Source organism: Muricoccus radiodurans (assembly GCF_050154705.1).
Taxonomy (GTDB): Bacteria; Pseudomonadota; Alphaproteobacteria; order Acetobacterales; family Acetobacteraceae; genus Roseomonas; species Roseomonas radiodurans.
The window spans coordinates 3333625-3348997 of record NZ_CP189561.1 but is presented as its reverse complement, the minus strand read 5'-3'; the positions used below and the strand labels follow the sequence as shown (position 1 = coordinate 3348997).

11 protein-coding genes and 2 pseudogenes are annotated in these 15373 nt (G+C 65.8%); 6 read left to right on the top strand and 7 right to left on the bottom strand.

The genetic code is table 11. The annotated features are described in order from the left end of the window. Positions 1-13 precede the first annotated feature (13 nt). Both ACP6CK_RS16070 and ACP6CK_RS16065 read right to left on the bottom strand, forming a co-directional pair. Positions 14-451, bottom strand: a pseudogene (locus ACP6CK_RS16070) (transposase); the annotation flags it as partial. Positions 452-576: 125 nt separating this feature from the next. After that, positions 577-912: a hypothetical protein gene (locus ACP6CK_RS16065; protein WP_426954303.1), complete on the bottom strand. Its 336-nt coding sequence runs from the start codon at positions 910-912 to the stop codon at positions 577-579. Positions 913-1000: 88 nt separating this feature from the next. Between ACP6CK_RS16065 and ACP6CK_RS16060 the strand changes: the two genes are divergently transcribed. The 3 genes and pseudogenes from ACP6CK_RS16060 (at position 1001) to ACP6CK_RS16050 (ending at position 1936) form a co-directional block, all read left to right on the top strand. Then, positions 1001-1207 (top strand): ATP-binding protein, encoded by a 207-nt coding sequence (locus ACP6CK_RS16060; RefSeq protein WP_426954302.1) that lies wholly within the window; start codon positions 1001-1003, stop codon positions 1205-1207. A gap of 405 nt (positions 1208-1612) precedes the next feature. Continuing rightward, positions 1613-1786, top strand: a pseudogene (locus ACP6CK_RS16055) (IS66 family transposase); the annotation flags it as partial. Then, positions 1769-1936: a transposase domain-containing protein gene (locus ACP6CK_RS16050; protein ID WP_426959924.1), complete on the top strand. Its 168-nt coding sequence runs from the start codon at positions 1769-1771 to the stop codon at positions 1934-1936. The pseudogene ACP6CK_RS16055 and the gene ACP6CK_RS16050, both read left to right, overlap by 18 nt. An 861-nt stretch (positions 1937-2797) precedes the next feature. Here the strand turns inward: ACP6CK_RS16050 and ACP6CK_RS16045 are convergent. From ACP6CK_RS16045 to pepA, 4 genes are all read right to left on the bottom strand, one after another. Beyond that, entirely contained in the window at positions 2798-3193 is a 396-nt protein-coding gene (locus ACP6CK_RS16045; protein WP_426954301.1) for a hypothetical protein, read from the bottom strand. 236 nt (positions 3194-3429) lie between these two features. Further along, positions 3430-4143, bottom strand: coding sequence for an N-acyl amino acid synthase FeeM domain-containing protein (locus tag ACP6CK_RS16040; protein ID WP_426954300.1), 714 nt, complete (start codon positions 4141-4143; stop codon positions 3430-3432). A gap of 1345 nt (positions 4144-5488) precedes the next feature. Continuing rightward, complete coding sequence (locus ACP6CK_RS16035) at positions 5489-7483, bottom strand: ThiF family adenylyltransferase (protein WP_426954299.1); 1995 nt, start codon at positions 7481-7483, stop codon at positions 5489-5491. 124 nt (positions 7484-7607) lie between these two features. Further along, on the bottom strand, positions 7608-8426 hold the full coding sequence (pepA, locus tag ACP6CK_RS16030) for a flocculation-associated PEP-CTERM protein PepA (RefSeq protein ID WP_426954298.1): 819 nt from the start codon (positions 8424-8426) through the stop codon (positions 7608-7610). Between the two features lie 2457 nt (positions 8427-10883). Between pepA and ACP6CK_RS16025 the strand changes: the two genes are divergently transcribed. The 3 genes from ACP6CK_RS16025 (at position 10884) to ACP6CK_RS16015 (ending at position 14222) form a co-directional block, all read left to right on the top strand. Continuing rightward, entirely contained in the window at positions 10884-11156 is a 273-nt protein-coding gene (locus tag ACP6CK_RS16025) for a hypothetical protein (RefSeq protein WP_426954297.1), read from the top strand. A gap of 426 nt (positions 11157-11582) precedes the next feature. Further along, positions 11583-12620: a zinc-dependent alcohol dehydrogenase gene (locus tag ACP6CK_RS16020; protein ID WP_426954296.1), complete on the top strand. Its 1038-nt coding sequence runs from the start codon at positions 11583-11585 to the stop codon at positions 12618-12620. A gap of 12 nt (positions 12621-12632) precedes the next feature. Continuing rightward, complete coding sequence (locus ACP6CK_RS16015; RefSeq protein WP_426954295.1) at positions 12633-14222, top strand: FGGY-family carbohydrate kinase; 1590 nt, start codon at positions 12633-12635, stop codon at positions 14220-14222. A 9-nt stretch (positions 14223-14231) separates the two neighbouring features. On the opposite strand, the gene ACP6CK_RS16010 is transcribed toward ACP6CK_RS16015, so the two are convergent. Then, positions 14232-15224 (bottom strand): sugar-binding transcriptional regulator, encoded by a 993-nt coding sequence (locus ACP6CK_RS16010; RefSeq protein WP_426954294.1) that lies wholly within the window; start codon positions 15222-15224, stop codon positions 14232-14234. Between the last annotated feature and the right edge of the window lie 149 nt (positions 15225-15373).

Sequence of the window (15373 nt, the reverse complement as noted above, 5' to 3'; positions counted from 1 at the left end):
TCTGTTGAAAGGCTTACTGGGCCTCGGCGAGGAGCATGATGTCGTGGGTGAGGACGCGGAGGGCGAGTTCTCGGGCTTGGGATGCGTCGTTCCGCACGGTCAGGGCTGATCCGAGGCGGCGTTTGTGCTGGCTGAAGCCGCACTCGGCGTGCCAGCGCTGGTTGTATGTTGCCTTTGGGAGGCGGTGCCGCACCGCGCGTCGGTAGGGCGTCTTTGGCCAGTGGCATCCCGTGTTGCGGCGGTTGAGGCGGCTCACCGTCCGCCGGATGGCAAGGTCATCGCGGCAGAGGCGATGGTTGTGCTCGGCGTCGTAGCCCGCGTCGCCGAGGACAGTGTCGATCCGGACGAACCCCGCCGCCCGGTGCATCGTGGGTGTGAAGTCGGGCGAGTCCTGGCTCGGGCCGACACCCGGCACCGCGCCAAGAATGAGGTACGAGTGAGTGTGGACGACGGCCGTCCGTTTCGGTCACGCCCGTTGCCGATGGCGCTCGCCTCCGCGCCGCAGCCCTAAGGAAGCGCTGACATGGCGCGTCTCGAGCCCCGTCGCGTCCACCGCCGCCACAGGGGCAGCGTCGATCAGGCCGCGGCCGCGGGCGCGCCGGACCACCACCGCCTGAGCCTCGCGGAAGGCCCCCCAGCCTCGGCGTTTGCGAGAATTTTGTGCGAGGCATGGGCGAGCGTCGAGTAGTGCGGCACCGTCGAGAGGCGGAGGGCGCGGCGCAGTTCCGCCCACTCCGCGACGAGGGTCACAACGCGCGGGTAGTCCGTTCGCAGGAGTTGCCGCAGCACGAGAAGCGCGAAAAGCTGGGTCTGCGTGTAATCCCGCCGCGAAAACCGGCTCCCGTACTCCGGCAAAGCCGCGCGGCCCGTTGCCAGCGCCTCCCGCGCCACCCTCACCGCCGATTTCGACATCCTCCGCATCCCACGCCTCCCGACTCCGCCGAAAGCCTGCCCAACCTCCAAGACCAGACAAGGGTTTCAACAGAGCAAGCGCGCCTCCATGCTGGTGACCTCGAACCGTGCGGTTGGCGAGTGGGGCGGTGTGTTCGGCGATCCCACGGGGGCCACCGCGATCCTCGACCGCCTGCTACACCATAGTCACTTCGCCACCATCCGCGGCGACAGCTACCGGCTCAAGGAGAAGCGCCGCTCCGGCCTGCTCAAGATTACAGCGCCCGAGCCGGCCACCGTATCAACGAAGGTGTAAACCGGGGGGGCGGTTCGTGGCGCCAAGGGGGGCGTCTCCGATGTCGTTCGACAGTTGGACCCCTCGCCCTTCCGCTGTTCGTGGATGCGGAGCGTGTAGCCGTCGGCGACGAGATCATCGGTGGGCAGCTGGTCTCGGATCCTCGCGCAGCACATAGGAGCCGGCTGGAGGCGGAGGGCAGGGGGCTCGGCGTCGCCATGAGGCATGACGCTCGCGTTCTGCCGGTCGGATGTCCGTCGCGAGTTCATCCCGCTCGCGCGCAGAAAGGCCACACCGATCACGACTGAAACGCTCCGGCGCATCACTCCCTCAACGCCGTTGAAGCCGAGGTGCGGGGGAAGCCATCCGTGGTGCGGCAGCTCGCCCGCCAGAAATCTGCTCGCCTAGCTCTCGGCGCAGCACGCCCACCAGCCCGGCAGCAGCCCAACAGCGGAGGCGCTCCGCTGCGCGCTCCACCGCCCGAGCGGCCTCGTGCGGTTCCTCGACGATGGCCGGATCGAGCTCGACAACAACACCGTCGACCACGCCATCCGGCCTCTCCGCTCTTCCCACAAGAACGCCCTGTTCACCTCCGGCGACGACGGCGGGACCCGCTGGGCCGCCATCGCCTCTCTCGTCGAGACCTGTAAGCTCAATGGCGTCGACCCGCAGCGCTCTCTCGCCGACCTGCTCACCCGCCTCGTCAACGGCTGGCTGCCATGGCATTGGGCTAACCCCAATGCGGGCTGACAATCAAGCCACAAAACCAAGGACCTGTGGGCCTTGCTTACTGAGTTTCAGAGTCGGCGACTGCTGAAGACGGAGCAGGACACCTTGGATTTCCCGGGGAGGGTGGAGGCCGATAGCAGAGCGCGACACCACGGACCGTTAGAAAAATGCTCGCTCTTTCCACTGGTCAGTAGTCCCCAGATCGATGCCATGCACCACGTCAGAGATCAGCGCGCCACAATGCCCACCGCGGTTGCGTAGGAGACCTAACGATCACGAAGTCGGGCCATTCGCTTCAAGCACTTCGGGCAGGTCACCTCGTCTGCAGGCGGCTCCGCCCATCCGGAGCCGGCGCCTGGCTCGACCGCACAGAGCGCCATGCGGCAGTGTGGCGTGACGGCATGGTAGACTGGTCTCAAGCCCCGCGGCGCACGACCCACCTTCCGCAAGGCAACGAAGGAGCGGCCGCCAAGGCGGATCGGTTCACCATGCATGGGCGAGAGACACTCGTTTGCCGGAGTGTGGTCAAGCCGCAGGTTGCGCTGTCCGACACGTGGCGAACGGCAGGCGGGAGGGGAGCGTTGAATGCGCGTGGGCTGCCCTCCTTGTCCCTACAAGGATGACTTGGTGCACACGTGCTGACTGAAATTCTCCCGACTTGCAGAAGGACTCGTCGGCGTGGGTCTCGTCGGCTACGCAGCGAACTTGTGAGGACGGTCAGACTGGACCGACTCTCGGCCCCACGCCGATCGTCAGACGAATTGCCAAGACGTTACGAGTAGAGCGACGCGCGGCGATGCTCCCGCCGATAGAGCTTGAGCATAAAGCGCGTGGGCGCGTTTCCTCGAGATGGCATGGCGGAGCCCCGCCGACATCAAGAGCTCAACGATGATCGAACTCATCTGCATTTCGAAGGTCAGGTGGCGCAAGCTGCACCAAATCTCGATCGATTTGAGCGATCTGTTCGTCGTCGAGGCTGCATAGAGCGAGAACAGCTTCTCGAAGGCCCCTGAATCGACCAATGCTGATCTGACCGCCGCCTGCATCGATGGGCCGCTCACGAATGACCTCGATGTAGCCCGCTCGGGGAAGAATGGAAAACACTGGGAACTCGGACCCTGGCGGCGTTACGTCCAGCATCTCGCCTGAAGCGATCTGGACCAGCTGAACACGCCACCCATCAATACCAGGGGCCAGTCTCGACCAGGCAAAGCTAAAGCTCAGCCCGGCGATCGAAAATGATTCGCATTCTGGAGGAGGAGTGGCTTTATCGAGCACTTCGAATCCTCCTCACATCTCGATTGGCCCCTCATCGCCGCAAACCCGCGCTGAACGATATTTTCCACAATCCTTCGCGCCGCCAACGGACATGTAGAACACGCCGCGAGTCCGGTACTTTGAGTGAAAGGAGTGCTGAAGACCGACCCACCCAAGACTGTCCTAGTAGCGTCGAGGAGTTCAGCGCCATTTGCCGCAGGGACACTCCTGTGCGGCGTCGCAGGTCAACGGCGAAGTTAACCCAACTTTCGTGCAAGTCTTTCGAACGTTCCGCGTCCCTTAATAGTTGCGTCGGGCCAGAACGCGCCATTGTGGGTGAGGAACGCCCAGACGTGCGGGAGTTCGCGGTAAATGCGCGCGAAGCCGGAGTTCAGTTCCCAGACGGCAGGCTGGCGCAGGCCGTGGTATTCGATAAGGGGGCCGACGGCCTCGAAGTGAATGGCGGTGCTGCGCAGCAGGCGAAGCAGGGTGCGTTCCATCGTGGCGCACCAATGGGTCAGGCCGAGTTCGCCGCTGGCCTGCACAATGCCCCGAATGAGGCAGAGGCGCATCAGGGCGGCGGCGGCGGGGCTAAGACCATCGCGGTCGCGCGTGATAGCGAAGCGTGAAACCTCGGCCGTCGTTTGCCGGAGGAGGGGACGTAGGACGTAGTCGTCGCACACGCGTTCCATCGGAAAGCCGAGATCAATTCCGCCTTGCCCCGAGAGCACAAGGCGAACGGTCCCATAAACTTTGCCGGACGCTCGGCTCCTGACTAGAACATGCTGGGAGGCATCGTCGTACTCGTCCTGTTCTAGTCCATTCGCGCCGGGTTCGAAGTTACGTTCCTCACAATAGACCTGATAGCGGAGCCGCTTCGCCTCGACGGCCTGCTGGGGCGTGGTTGCGACCTCCACCGTCAATTCGTCGGCAGCACTGGTCAGGGCATCCGTGTAGGCAGACTGCAGCACTAAGCGCCTCCGGCTCTTCGATATCAGTCGAGTCGCGGACTCGTCGCCCGCCCTGGTCCTGTACCAGTGAGGGTGTTTGCATCACACCGGCGAGACTAACGGGAAGGTGATTCACGAGCAGATTCTCTGACAGCGTCGACTCGAACCGCAAGACTTGGGATAAATTTCCTTTCCCTAGATTCGTTGTCATTGATCGTCGCGTCCGGCGTTACTGTGCTGATCGTTGGGACTCGTCGTGTTGCACTGACGAACGTCGTGCGGCGCTTTGACAGCCGAGTGTTCGACAGCGACCTTCAAGAGACGTTGGTCGGCAATGAGCGGTATCGCCTTGCTGAGCTCAAACTGTATTCCTGTGTCACGACGCGAGAGTGCCATCTCCTGACATAGGAAGAGGCTGACTTGAGTGAACTGTCTGCATTTCCTTGAGAGTATACTCCGGCTCTCGCGAGCCTATGCGCGCGTCGCATCCCAACAATATCGGCCATGATCGTTGTTGAGATTCGACGAACTCGTCAGCTCTTCTGGCTTCCAGTGGCGCTGACATGTCTGGGGACGAGCCACAGAAGACTGGGCAGAAGTGGCCTGCCAGCATGTGGATCGGAGCCGTCGAATCGCTACACTGTCCATATCGTCGATGGCACGCCCGATATCAGGACAGAGGCGCTGATCGGCGCATCACCTTGCAATGGCCGAGTTTGCCCGCTCGGCCGCGCGCTCAATAGCCTCGAGTTCTGGGCGAAGGCTTGAGCAAAGGTTCTGAGGAAACTCGCTTGCCTCCTGGGCTGCCGCGGCCTGAACCCCCGTCGCCGCTGCAGTCCCGAGGGCAACGTTCCAATTGGGTTGAGCGGCGGCCCCACGTACCAGGGCGAGCTTGAGGAGTTGCCGATGGCGTTCGATCCAGGTCGCATCCCGCAACTCACACTTCGCAGCTCTTTCGACCACCCGGACCATTCGAATCACGGTCCCCAGGGACACCTGTGTCCGGTTATCACCATCCGGTGCCGGCGTTGCAGGTTGCGCTGCCAAGGACGCGGAAACGCCCATCAGGGCAAAGACACAAAGTATGTTCTTCACGAGCGTCTCCACCCAGGCTGTACTTCGCGAACATCGCATCAAGACCAGCATCCAATCGGTCGGATGGTGGTGAGCACTGTAAACTTCCCCGACAGTCACGATCCAGTCCGAGCTGCCGAAGATAACCTCGCTCCGTCGCCAGTGTATACCGCGAATGTTGAGCTGGGTTCTGCGATCGAGAGCACCCGCATCCAAACCCCCCGTCACGGGCGAAGCTTCGGTCACCTTGAATTTCCGAGATCCCCTTTGTCAGGCGCCCGTGATCCCGACCTTACGGAGCTGGATCAGCATCTTTCCACATCATGAGTTCAGAGAGAGGTCTGCGGACGGAACGGGCCCTCGGCGACTGCGAACGTGGCTGACCGATGCGTCCAAGAAACAGGACGTCTTGTGGCCGGACCCCCGTCACTTCCATGAACATCTTCGCGAGTTCTTTGGACTTGAGGCGGAGCGCAGCATCCTCGGTGAAAGGAAAATCTTCAGCTCCATAGTATGAAAAGATGAGGCTCGCGAAGCCGGGCTGGATGGATAGTCCGAGATGCGTGGCAGTCAGCCAGAAGCGCTGAACATCCTGGCCAGCCTGGAGCAGCATCGGGATGCGCTCGTTCGGTTCATTCGGGCGATGGCCTTGAATGGCGAAGAAGGCTGCGCTTCCGAGCCCGGGACGAAGGTCCAGTTGAAAGGAGGTGGCCCTTGTTCCCATCACTCGATTCAGCCTCGCAACCCGGTCCCAACGCTGCATCGCCCAGCGCATGACGCGAAGGCTCGCCCGATCCAGACCGATCGCTGATGCCGGGATCCCCGTCGGACTGTGCCGTCGTGTCCAGTCCAGCATCTCCCGATGAACAGCGTAGGTTTCTGGCGCGCGGAGGCGAATATCCGTTGCCTTCGCCCCGAGCTTGGCCAGCCTCCATCGCGCTCCGGCATCCTCATACCACCGCAAGCTGAGCGATGGTCCCAGTGAACTCTCCAGCCTGGCCTTCTCTGCCGGGGTCAATGGCCGGGAGCGGAACGAGCCACGGTCGACGGACCGGGTCGTGACTGAGGCGAGAAGTGGGTCCACCTTGACACCTTCACAGTGTGGAAGGCGCACTCTGATGCGGTAGGGACCCTCTCCTCCCTCGAACGACCAATCCATGCCACGGGCGCGAGATGTCGCAGCGATCCGGATATTCTCCAGCAACATGCCGCCTGAGAGCAGCGAGGGCTCGCCACCGCGGTAGTCATAGGGATTGATGCCGGCCTCCGTGTTGAGATGAACGATCACCGTCTCATCATCGACACTCTCGAAGCGCCAGGGTTGCGTGTTGTCGCCGCTCGGGGCCCAGCGCGCGATGTTGAGGATCTGCATCAATTCGGACGTCGGCAACTCCCCACTCGATGCATTGGCGGGCGTGGCGGATGCGGCCCTGCTGTACATCCGGCGTGCCAAGGCCAGCTTGGCCCGCTGGAGCGGGCCGGCGTTCCCGAAACGGAGACGCGTCAGAGCAAGCCGGTTGAGATATGGATCGAAGTGATGGTGGTAGGGCGCCGGTTTCACGTCACCGCGGCGCAGGAGGATCTTAACGGCCGCGACCGTCACCACGCCCGAACAGAGCTGGCACGCAGCGCCCGTGGACGGCCCTCGCTTCGCCGCAAGGTCGATTCTCGATGGGTCGACCAGATAGGCGCGGTGCAGGCCTCTCGGGGCAACGCCCATGAGGAAGCGCAAGTACTGCTCGTTCTGGGATTGCCCCTCGAGGCGAAAATACTGCTCGAAGGTCATGCCCCCGGGCATGAAGGCGAGAAATCCGGTGCCCATCCCGATCGGTGCGGCCGTGACGGCCGGGATACCCAGTTCTGCACAGCGAGCGAAGACCCGGCGACGGATGTCGAGGACGAAGAAGTCGAAGCCGTCGACGAACAGGTCGACGCCCGAGAGGAAGTCGTCCACGTTGTCCGCTGTCACGCCCTGCGGGAAGCGCTCTAGCCGAAGCTCGGGATTGATGGCCAACGCCATCTCCGCCATGACGTCCAGCTTCGGGCGTCCGATGGTGTCCATCGTGGCGCCGATCTGCCGATTGAAGTTCGCGATGTCGAAGGTGTCGAGGTCCGCGATGTTGAAGGCGCCGATCCCGAGCCGTGTCAGCGTGATCAGATGGACGCCGCCGACCCCTCCCATTCCAGCGATCGCGACACGCTTCGCGCGAAGGGCGGCCTGCTCCCACTCGGTGACCCAACCGATGTTCCGATCGAAGGCCTTCTCGTAGACAAATTCGTTCGCCATGGCCTTCCCCCGATGGACGCTGTCCGGCGGGATTGCCGATCCATCTCACGATCAACGTCCGGCAGCTAAGAATGGGGCGGCCCTCGATTGGGCCGCCCCTTCCTATTCTGGCCTGCCGTGACGGTCAGCCCGCCTTGCGCCGACGAACCAGACCAAGACCGAGCAGGCCGGCGCCGAACAGGGCGAGGGTGGCCGGCTCCGGAACGGCGGTCAGGAAGAGCTCCGTCCCGGCGCCCGTCGCGGTCGCGACGAAGCTCTGGGTCAGGCTCGCGCCCGTGATTGTCTGCGTGTTACCGCCGAAGTTCTCAAGCGGGAAGAAAGGGTTCGGCGCCACGAAGAACGCCTGGCCGGCCGCGGTGAGGGTCAGGTTGAAGATCGTGTCGAAGTCGCCGTTGGCCAGCCCGCCAAAGACATGCGCCTCCCCCACGACGAAGGTCATGTTGGCGAGGACAATGTCATCGGCGGTGCCGCCGGTCGTTGTTGCTGTGTTACCGGCGAAACCGAGGGTGGTGTTCTGATTCACGTCGAGGACGAGCTGGAGAGAGCCAGAAGTGAAGTTCGCTTGGATGCCACCACCTGCCAGCAGGTCGGCCTCTCCCGCGAGGTTGAAGATGCCGTAGATTCCATAGCCGCCCGTGCCGAACCCGTTGAGCTGCGACGGAAGTGCCGAACCACCGATCGCGAACGAGGCCTTCGTCAGGAAGCCGGATTCGGTAAAGGGATCATCGGCACCAGCCAATGAGCCGCCGTTGATCGTCTGCACGATCCGGCCCTCATAGTTGAAGCTGATCCGATCGGCCTGGAACTGATTTGGCAAGCTGCCGGGCACCGATCCTTCCTGCACAGTGAAGAGAGGGGCCGCGAGCACAGGCGCGCCCGCCGTCGCCAAGACGGCGACGGAGGCCATCAGCAATCGCCGAATGGGTCTGGGAATGTGGTTCATGGCTCGATCCTTCTGGCGGAGTAGCGCGACCGACGGGGCCTGTCGGTCCAGCGGGCGAGGCTCGCCGGGGCAGCATACGCAGCTAGTGTGCCAGACGCCCTTTGGGACGTAACTTACGAGAATTGCAGAGTAAATCCGGATCTCTTTAGAATGTCTCTTTCGCCTCGAGCAGACCTGTCAAATTTTCCGACGGTATTCTCTGCGATGCTGTGCCGACCACGTTGAAGCTAAGGAGGTGAGGTGTGGCCGGACAACCAGCCGCGGAGTGGGAGTGGGCGCTGCATAATGGGGAATGCCCCCAGAACGGCGCGTGCTGCGTGGCGCCGACATTCCGACCCGAGCGGCTGCCGGATGGCAGCGCCTATCCGAGCAAATAGTGCGGTTGTCGCAGCTATAACGAGATCCGTGCCGGACTGTGATGACCTTCTTCCGGCGTCATAGGGTGACAAGGCTAGACTGGGTCGCTGAAGCGACTGGGCTCCTCGTGGACCTCTGTTGTCACAGGCCGCTCTGCGTCGCCCCTCGTGTTGACCTGCTCTCGTCGACGGTTGCGGGTCTTGGAGATCAGGGGAGTGCTGGGGCGGAGTGGGATTGCTCCTCTTCTTAGGTGGCGGAGGCTTTGTGGCCGAGGTCCGAGAAGGCAGAGCGGATTGTACCAATCCCCAATGGAGATGAAGACGGCCATGCGGGCCGGCGTCGCGATTGGAGAGCAGGCCTGGTTCGCCCTCATCAGTGCGAGGACCCGGAACGGGATCGCCCCGGTCTCGCAGGCGAGCCAGGCCGCGGATAGAGAGAGAATCCCGCATTCCACGCGAAGCTGACGGCTCTCGCACCGAGGCCAGGCGAACTTCTCGCGCTTGGCCGTCGTCAGCGCGCCGCCGCCGGAGCCGGTGTAAAGTCCGGACTGCCTCGGCCCTCTGCCCGGTTAGCCGTGGCCACCCGTCAAACGCATACGTTTGACCGGAAGGCCTGCACCGGCAGCTCGAATTACGGGAAAGGCTCACCGGATCACATCCGGCACGCACCAACTCGACAATCCAATGCCGCAGCTCCGGCGCATGAGGGGGATGTGTTCTGCCAACCCTCGGACATCTCATGCATGAGCATCATGGGTGTCCACGGAAATGGGGCAATCCCAAACTGATGCAGCCGCTACTGTGAAGCCGCAGGCGCGAGCAGCTTGGCCGAGAGCCAGACAAAGACCTGCACCGCCCCCCACCAGAGAAGGACAGACAAGCCCAGAACTGCGATCACAGCGGCACTCAGCGGCCAGCGGTCCTCCGGCTTAGGAACTCGGGACGGATCCTCTGGCAATGGCTAACCCCCTCTGCGTTTCCTGCCCGCGTCTGGCGAGACTTGGGCAGTTGCGCTTGGCTCGCAAGAACCATGCTGGGGTATGAGAAGACACGTCCTCGATGCGGAGGATCAACTCGTCCTATGGTGGCCACAGACGCTCGTCACGCAATCAAGGCGCGACACAGTGCACAGGCGAGAGGGAACTGGCTCTCCCGTCGCTGGCGGTCGGGACCCACGCTGATCCGACGCTGCGGAAGGCACTGGCTTGGGCGTTCCAGTACCCGCCGCCGCTGAGCGAGAGGCAGTATGTACCGATTGCCGAGATGACGGCGGAGCAGATCGAGTGAGGCCTCCTCAGTTCCCTGCTTCCCCAGACCTTGCTCTTCGCTGATGGGATCGAGACCATTCCGGAGGGGAAGCAGCGACCGGAGGTAACACGACCTGCGCCGCTGCCGTCGTTCCTGGCCGGCTCGGCGCTATACCGGACTGACGGGTCGAGGAGCCGGCCCTCTCTTGGTCAGTGCTCACCCGCTGCTTCGTGACCTTGCTGGCCTGGGCGCGTTCAGGAGCAAGGTGCAGACAGTGAGGCGTCGGCCGGTTCGCCATCCGGCACAGGAGCACGACGTGAACCAGGCCAGGGCAATCAGAGTGGCGCTCCGGCTCGAGCCGCAGTTGCATTCCGAGCGGAGCATTCCGCGGCAGGCGCGACAGCGCTTGACGCACCTGCTCCCGGTCTTAATCGTCTCCGCTCTCGTCCTAGCGGGCTGGCTGCTTCCCAACACTCCATCCTGGGCCTCTGCCGAAGAGCGCCCTACAACGGCCGGCAGCAGGGCTCTGGGGCCTACAACCTGGATCGACCCAGTCAGGCCGCGCGCTCCGGGCGAGGAGCCCGGTGCGGCGGCCGTGCCCCGCGCAGCGGCTCCCGGCCCACCGTCAGTCAGACCAGTGCCCGAAGTTACTGCGGGGGCGACCAACCCAACCCCGGGCCGGCTCGCTCCGAACGGCGGCCGTACAGGTGCTGTCCGGCCTAGCGGCGTCCTGCCCCGGCCGGAACTTGAGACAGCGGGGCCGAACGGGGCAATTGCTCTGCCGACGCCAGGGGCCTTCAGCGGGACAACCTACAACGAGACGCTCGGCCGCCGCGGTGGGCTCCGGCTGTCGGTGACGCGCGTCGGCCCTGACGACGCGGTGGTGGTGCGGTTCGACGCATACGGTGGTCTCATCGGCGCTGGACAACTGACCGGTTGGCTCTCCCGAGAGGGCCGGCTCGTGGCCTCCGGCACTCTGATGATGGGCCAGAACCCCTTCGTGACGGAACTGGAGGACCTGATCTCGCGCGACCAATTGGTCGGCGATGTGCTTTACACTCGGGTCATCGAGCCCGGCATGCGGCCGAGCAGCACCCGCGGGACCTTCGAGTTGACGCGGGACTGACCGCCCTGATCGCGGGCTCGCTCGCGCGCAGGCCGACCCGGCTCTGGCGCGGGCGTCCCTGTACCAGAGGCTGCTGGACGAGGGGCGGTCCGCGTCCATCACGGAGATGTTGTGGAAAGTTGGAGTGGCAAGAGGAACCGGGCGCACACCTTCTTCGGGTGGCGGGCAGGAGACCAGTACCAAAGGTGGTCCGAGCGTGCCGGCGACGCACTCGGATCTGTCCGGCGGTCGGGGTTAACCCGTGCTCGCGCCGGAATGGGGGCAGAGGTGGAAACGTTCCAAAGGGCGGTGCGAAGAGACCACCTTTCGCACCAGCTTCAGAAGGCGGGTGCGGCCGGCCGGAGAAGACTTCGAGATCGATACCCAAACTCTTGTCTCTTCCATCTTACAGATGTAATGGGCGGCGGCAGAATGTGAGGCGTGCCGATGCCCCAAGCTCTCTACCTGCGCGCCGCCCACGACGCCCGCGTCGCCCCCTTCAACCTGCGCGAGGGCCGCCCGGGCGAGACGTTGCTGGACGTGGCGGCGGTTGGGCTCTGCGGGAGCGATCTGCACTACTACAAGGATGGCGGCATCGGCTCGGCGCAGATCCGGGAGCCGTTCATCCCGGGCCATGAATTCGGCGGCTGGCTGACCGAGGACATCGCGGAACTCAATCTCCGCCGGGGCGCCCTGGTTGCGGTGGATCCGAACAAGGCCTGCGGTCACTGCCCCTGGTGCCAGGAAGGGCACGCTAACCTCTGCCCGAATGTCGAGTTCATCGGTGCCCCGCCCTTCGATGGAGCCATGGCGAACCGGATCTGGGTGCCGCGCGGCCAGATCGTCCCCCTTCCCCCCGAATTCACCCCGCTGGATGCGGTGATGCTGGAGCCGCTGGGTGTCGCCATCCACGCGGTGGACCTGGCGAAGCCACGGCTGCTGGAGCGGGTGGCACTGCTCGGATGCGGTCCCATCGGGCTGTTGATCCTGCAGGTGCTGAAAGCCGCGGGGGCCGGGGAGGTGCTGGCCATCGACCCGCAAGAGCACCGCCGTGCCATGGCGACGCGCCTCGGCGCCGATCGGGCCGGCGATTCCGTCGCTGACATCCAGGCCTGGACGGAGGGCGAGGGCGCGCCTCTGGTGATCGAGGCGACGAACAACCCGCTCGGCTTCCGGGATGCGGTGCTGTCGGCCCGGATCGGTGGGCGCGTGGTCCTGGTTGGCATTCCCGACGGCGACACCTACACCCTGCCCGCCGCCGACGCGCGGCGCCGCGCCCTCAAGATCAAGTTCTCCCGCCGCATGGGGGAGGTCTATCCGCGCGCCATCGCGCTGGTGGCTGCGGGGAAGGTGGATGTTGCCGCCCTCGTCACGCATCGCGTGGGGCTGGAGGAGGCGCCGGAAGCCTTTCGCCGGCACGCTGCCGACGCGCCCGGCTTGATCAAGACCCTCATCTACCCGAACGGCGTCGCCGACGCTCGGTAGCGTAGCCGCCTCATGAGCCACGTGGAGGGGCTGCTGCTGGCGGTGGATGTGGGCACGCTCTCGGCCCGCGCCGGGCTGTTCGAAGCGGGCGGGCGGTTGCTCTCCAGCGCCGCCGAGGGATTCCCGCTTCTTCGCCCCGAGCCCCACCACGCGGTGTATCGGTTCAGCGACATCTGGGGCGCGGTGACGGCGGCGGTGCGGCGGGCGCTGGCCGCCGTGCCGGGCGCGGCGGACCGCGTGCTGGCCTTGGCCTTCGACGCCACCTCCTCCCTCGCCCTGACCCACGCCGGTGCGCCGCCGCTGGCGGGTGGGGCCGACGTCTTCTGCTGGGCCGACCACCGGGGAGAGGCGGAGGCGGAGGAGATCACCGCCACCGGCGACCGGTTGCTTGCCTATACCGGCGGCACGCTCTCTCCGGAGTTCCAGTTGCCGAAGCTCTTGTGGCTGAAGCGCCACGATCCGGCGGCCTGGGCGCGGGTGACGGGCGCGCGGGACCTCTGCGATGCGCTGGCGCATCGGGCGACGGGCGCGGACCAGCATTCCCTGAATGGCCTGTCCTGCAAATGGGCCTTCCTGCCTGCGGACGGGCCGGCGGCCTGGCGGCGCGACCTGCTCGCGCGGCTGGACCTGTCGGACCTGCTGGACCGCGGTGCCCTGGCCGAAGCCCCGCTGCCCGTCGGCGCGCTGCACGGCCAGCTGACGGAGACCGCTGCAGCGGAGCTCGCCCTGCGCCCCGGTCTGCCCGTGGCGATCGGGCTGATCGACGCGGAGGCCGGCACGCTCGGGGCGCTGGATGGCGGTTTCCGGGAGGCGATGAACCGGACACTCGTGCTGATCGGCGGCACCTCCACCTGCCTCATGGCGTTCGCGCAGGAGGAGCGTCGCATCCCCGGCGTCTGGGGACCCTTCCGCGACGCCGTCTTCCCCGGCCTCTGGCTGCACGAGGCCGGCCAATCCCTCACCGGCGCGGCATTGGACGCCGTGCTGGAGACGCACCCCGCCGGCCCGCGTCGCGCCGGTCCCGCGGAGCACGCGGCCGCGGGCGCGCGGATTGAGGCGCTGCTGAATGCGGAAGGCCCGGCCTTCGCGGCGGGACGCCACATCGTGCCGGACTGGTTGGGCAACCGCTCCCCGCTCGGGGATGGGCGGGTGCGGGCCCTGTCGCTCGGCCTGGGCGAGGAACGGGACGAGCGGGATTTCCTGGAGGCCTATTACGCCACGGCCCGCGCCATCGCGCTGCAGGTGCGCCAGATCCTGGATCACCTGGACGCCTATGGCTACGCGATCCGCCGCGTCGTGCTGTCGGGCGGGCATGCCCGCAACCCGCTTCTTGTGCGGCTTTACCGCGATGCGCTGGCGCGGGACCTTCTGGTGCCCCGCACGCCAGAGCCGGTCCTGCTGGGCACGGCCATGACGGCCGCCGTGGCGGCGGGGCTGCACCCAGACCTGCTCTCCGCCGTCTCGGCCATGGGGCCGGGCGCCGACACCCTGTCCGCCGATCCGCGCTGGGTCCGGGCGCATGACGTGGCACACCGAATCTACCTCCGCCTCTACGAGGCGCGGAATGCGGCGGTGCGGGAGGCGGAGGCGCTGCTGGCATGACCGAGAGCGTCAGGGCATGTCGGCGCCGCTTCGGGCCAGCTTCAGCGCCGCCCGTGCCGTGTCCTCGTCGCTGATCAGCACCTTCGGAATGCCGCCGCGCAGGGCGGCCGCGATCACCGCCCGCTTGTTCGCCCCGCCCGCGGCGAGCACCACGGTCCGCACCGCCGCCAGCCGTGCCGACGGCAGGCCGATGACCCGATCGTTGATGGGGTGGGCGATCGGCTGGCCCGCGGCATCGAGGAACTGCCCGAGCACATCGCCCACGGCGCCGGCGGCGCGCAGCTCCTTCGCTGTCACGTCGCGCGGCAGGCCATGCCGGATGAGCAGGGACCGGGGGCTCAGGTCGCCGAGGCTGAGCAGTGCGAGGTCCACGGCCTCGATCCGGGCGAGCGCCTCGGCGAAGACGTCCTGGGCCACGATCGTGTCGCGGGACGCCGCGCTGCCGGCATAGATCGGCGCGGCGAGGTAGGCGCATTGCGCGTTCAGCCGCCGCGCCAGCTCCCCCGCCGTCTCAAAGGAGTTCAGCTCCGATCCCTGCGTAAGACCGCCCATCATGGAGGTCACCCACAGCCCCGGCCGGTCCGCCGGCGAGATGTGGCGGATCGCCTCCCGCAGCGTCGCGCCCCAGCCGACGCCGAAGACCGACACCTCCGTGCGCGCAAGATACTGCGAGAGGTAGTCGCCGGCTGCCATGCCGAGCAGGGAGGGCAGCTTCTCCGGGTCCTCGGGCGTCGGGATGATGACGGCCTCGGCCAGTCCACCCTCGCGGACGAGTTGCCGCTCCAGCGCGACGCAGCTTTCCAGCCTGGAGGCGAGGGAGACGCGGACGAGGCCGCTGGCGCGGCAATCCCCGAGGATGCGGTTCACCCGCAGTCGGGTCAGACCGAGCCGCGCCGCGATCTCCGCCTGGGTCAGGTCCTCCATGTGGTAGAGCCAGGCCACCCGGACCTGAAGCTGCTCGTCCGAAACGCCCAAGCCCAGGACCTCCGTGGTGCTCTTCACTACCGCATCCGGCCGACGCCGCCGAGGCGGCACCGTATTACAATTGTGTTCCATGATTTACAGGTGCTTCTGCGATGACTACCCTGCGCGAGCGACCGGCGGACACGCAGGATCGTCCGTGCCGGCGCGGAAGCGGCCGGAGAGGGGAA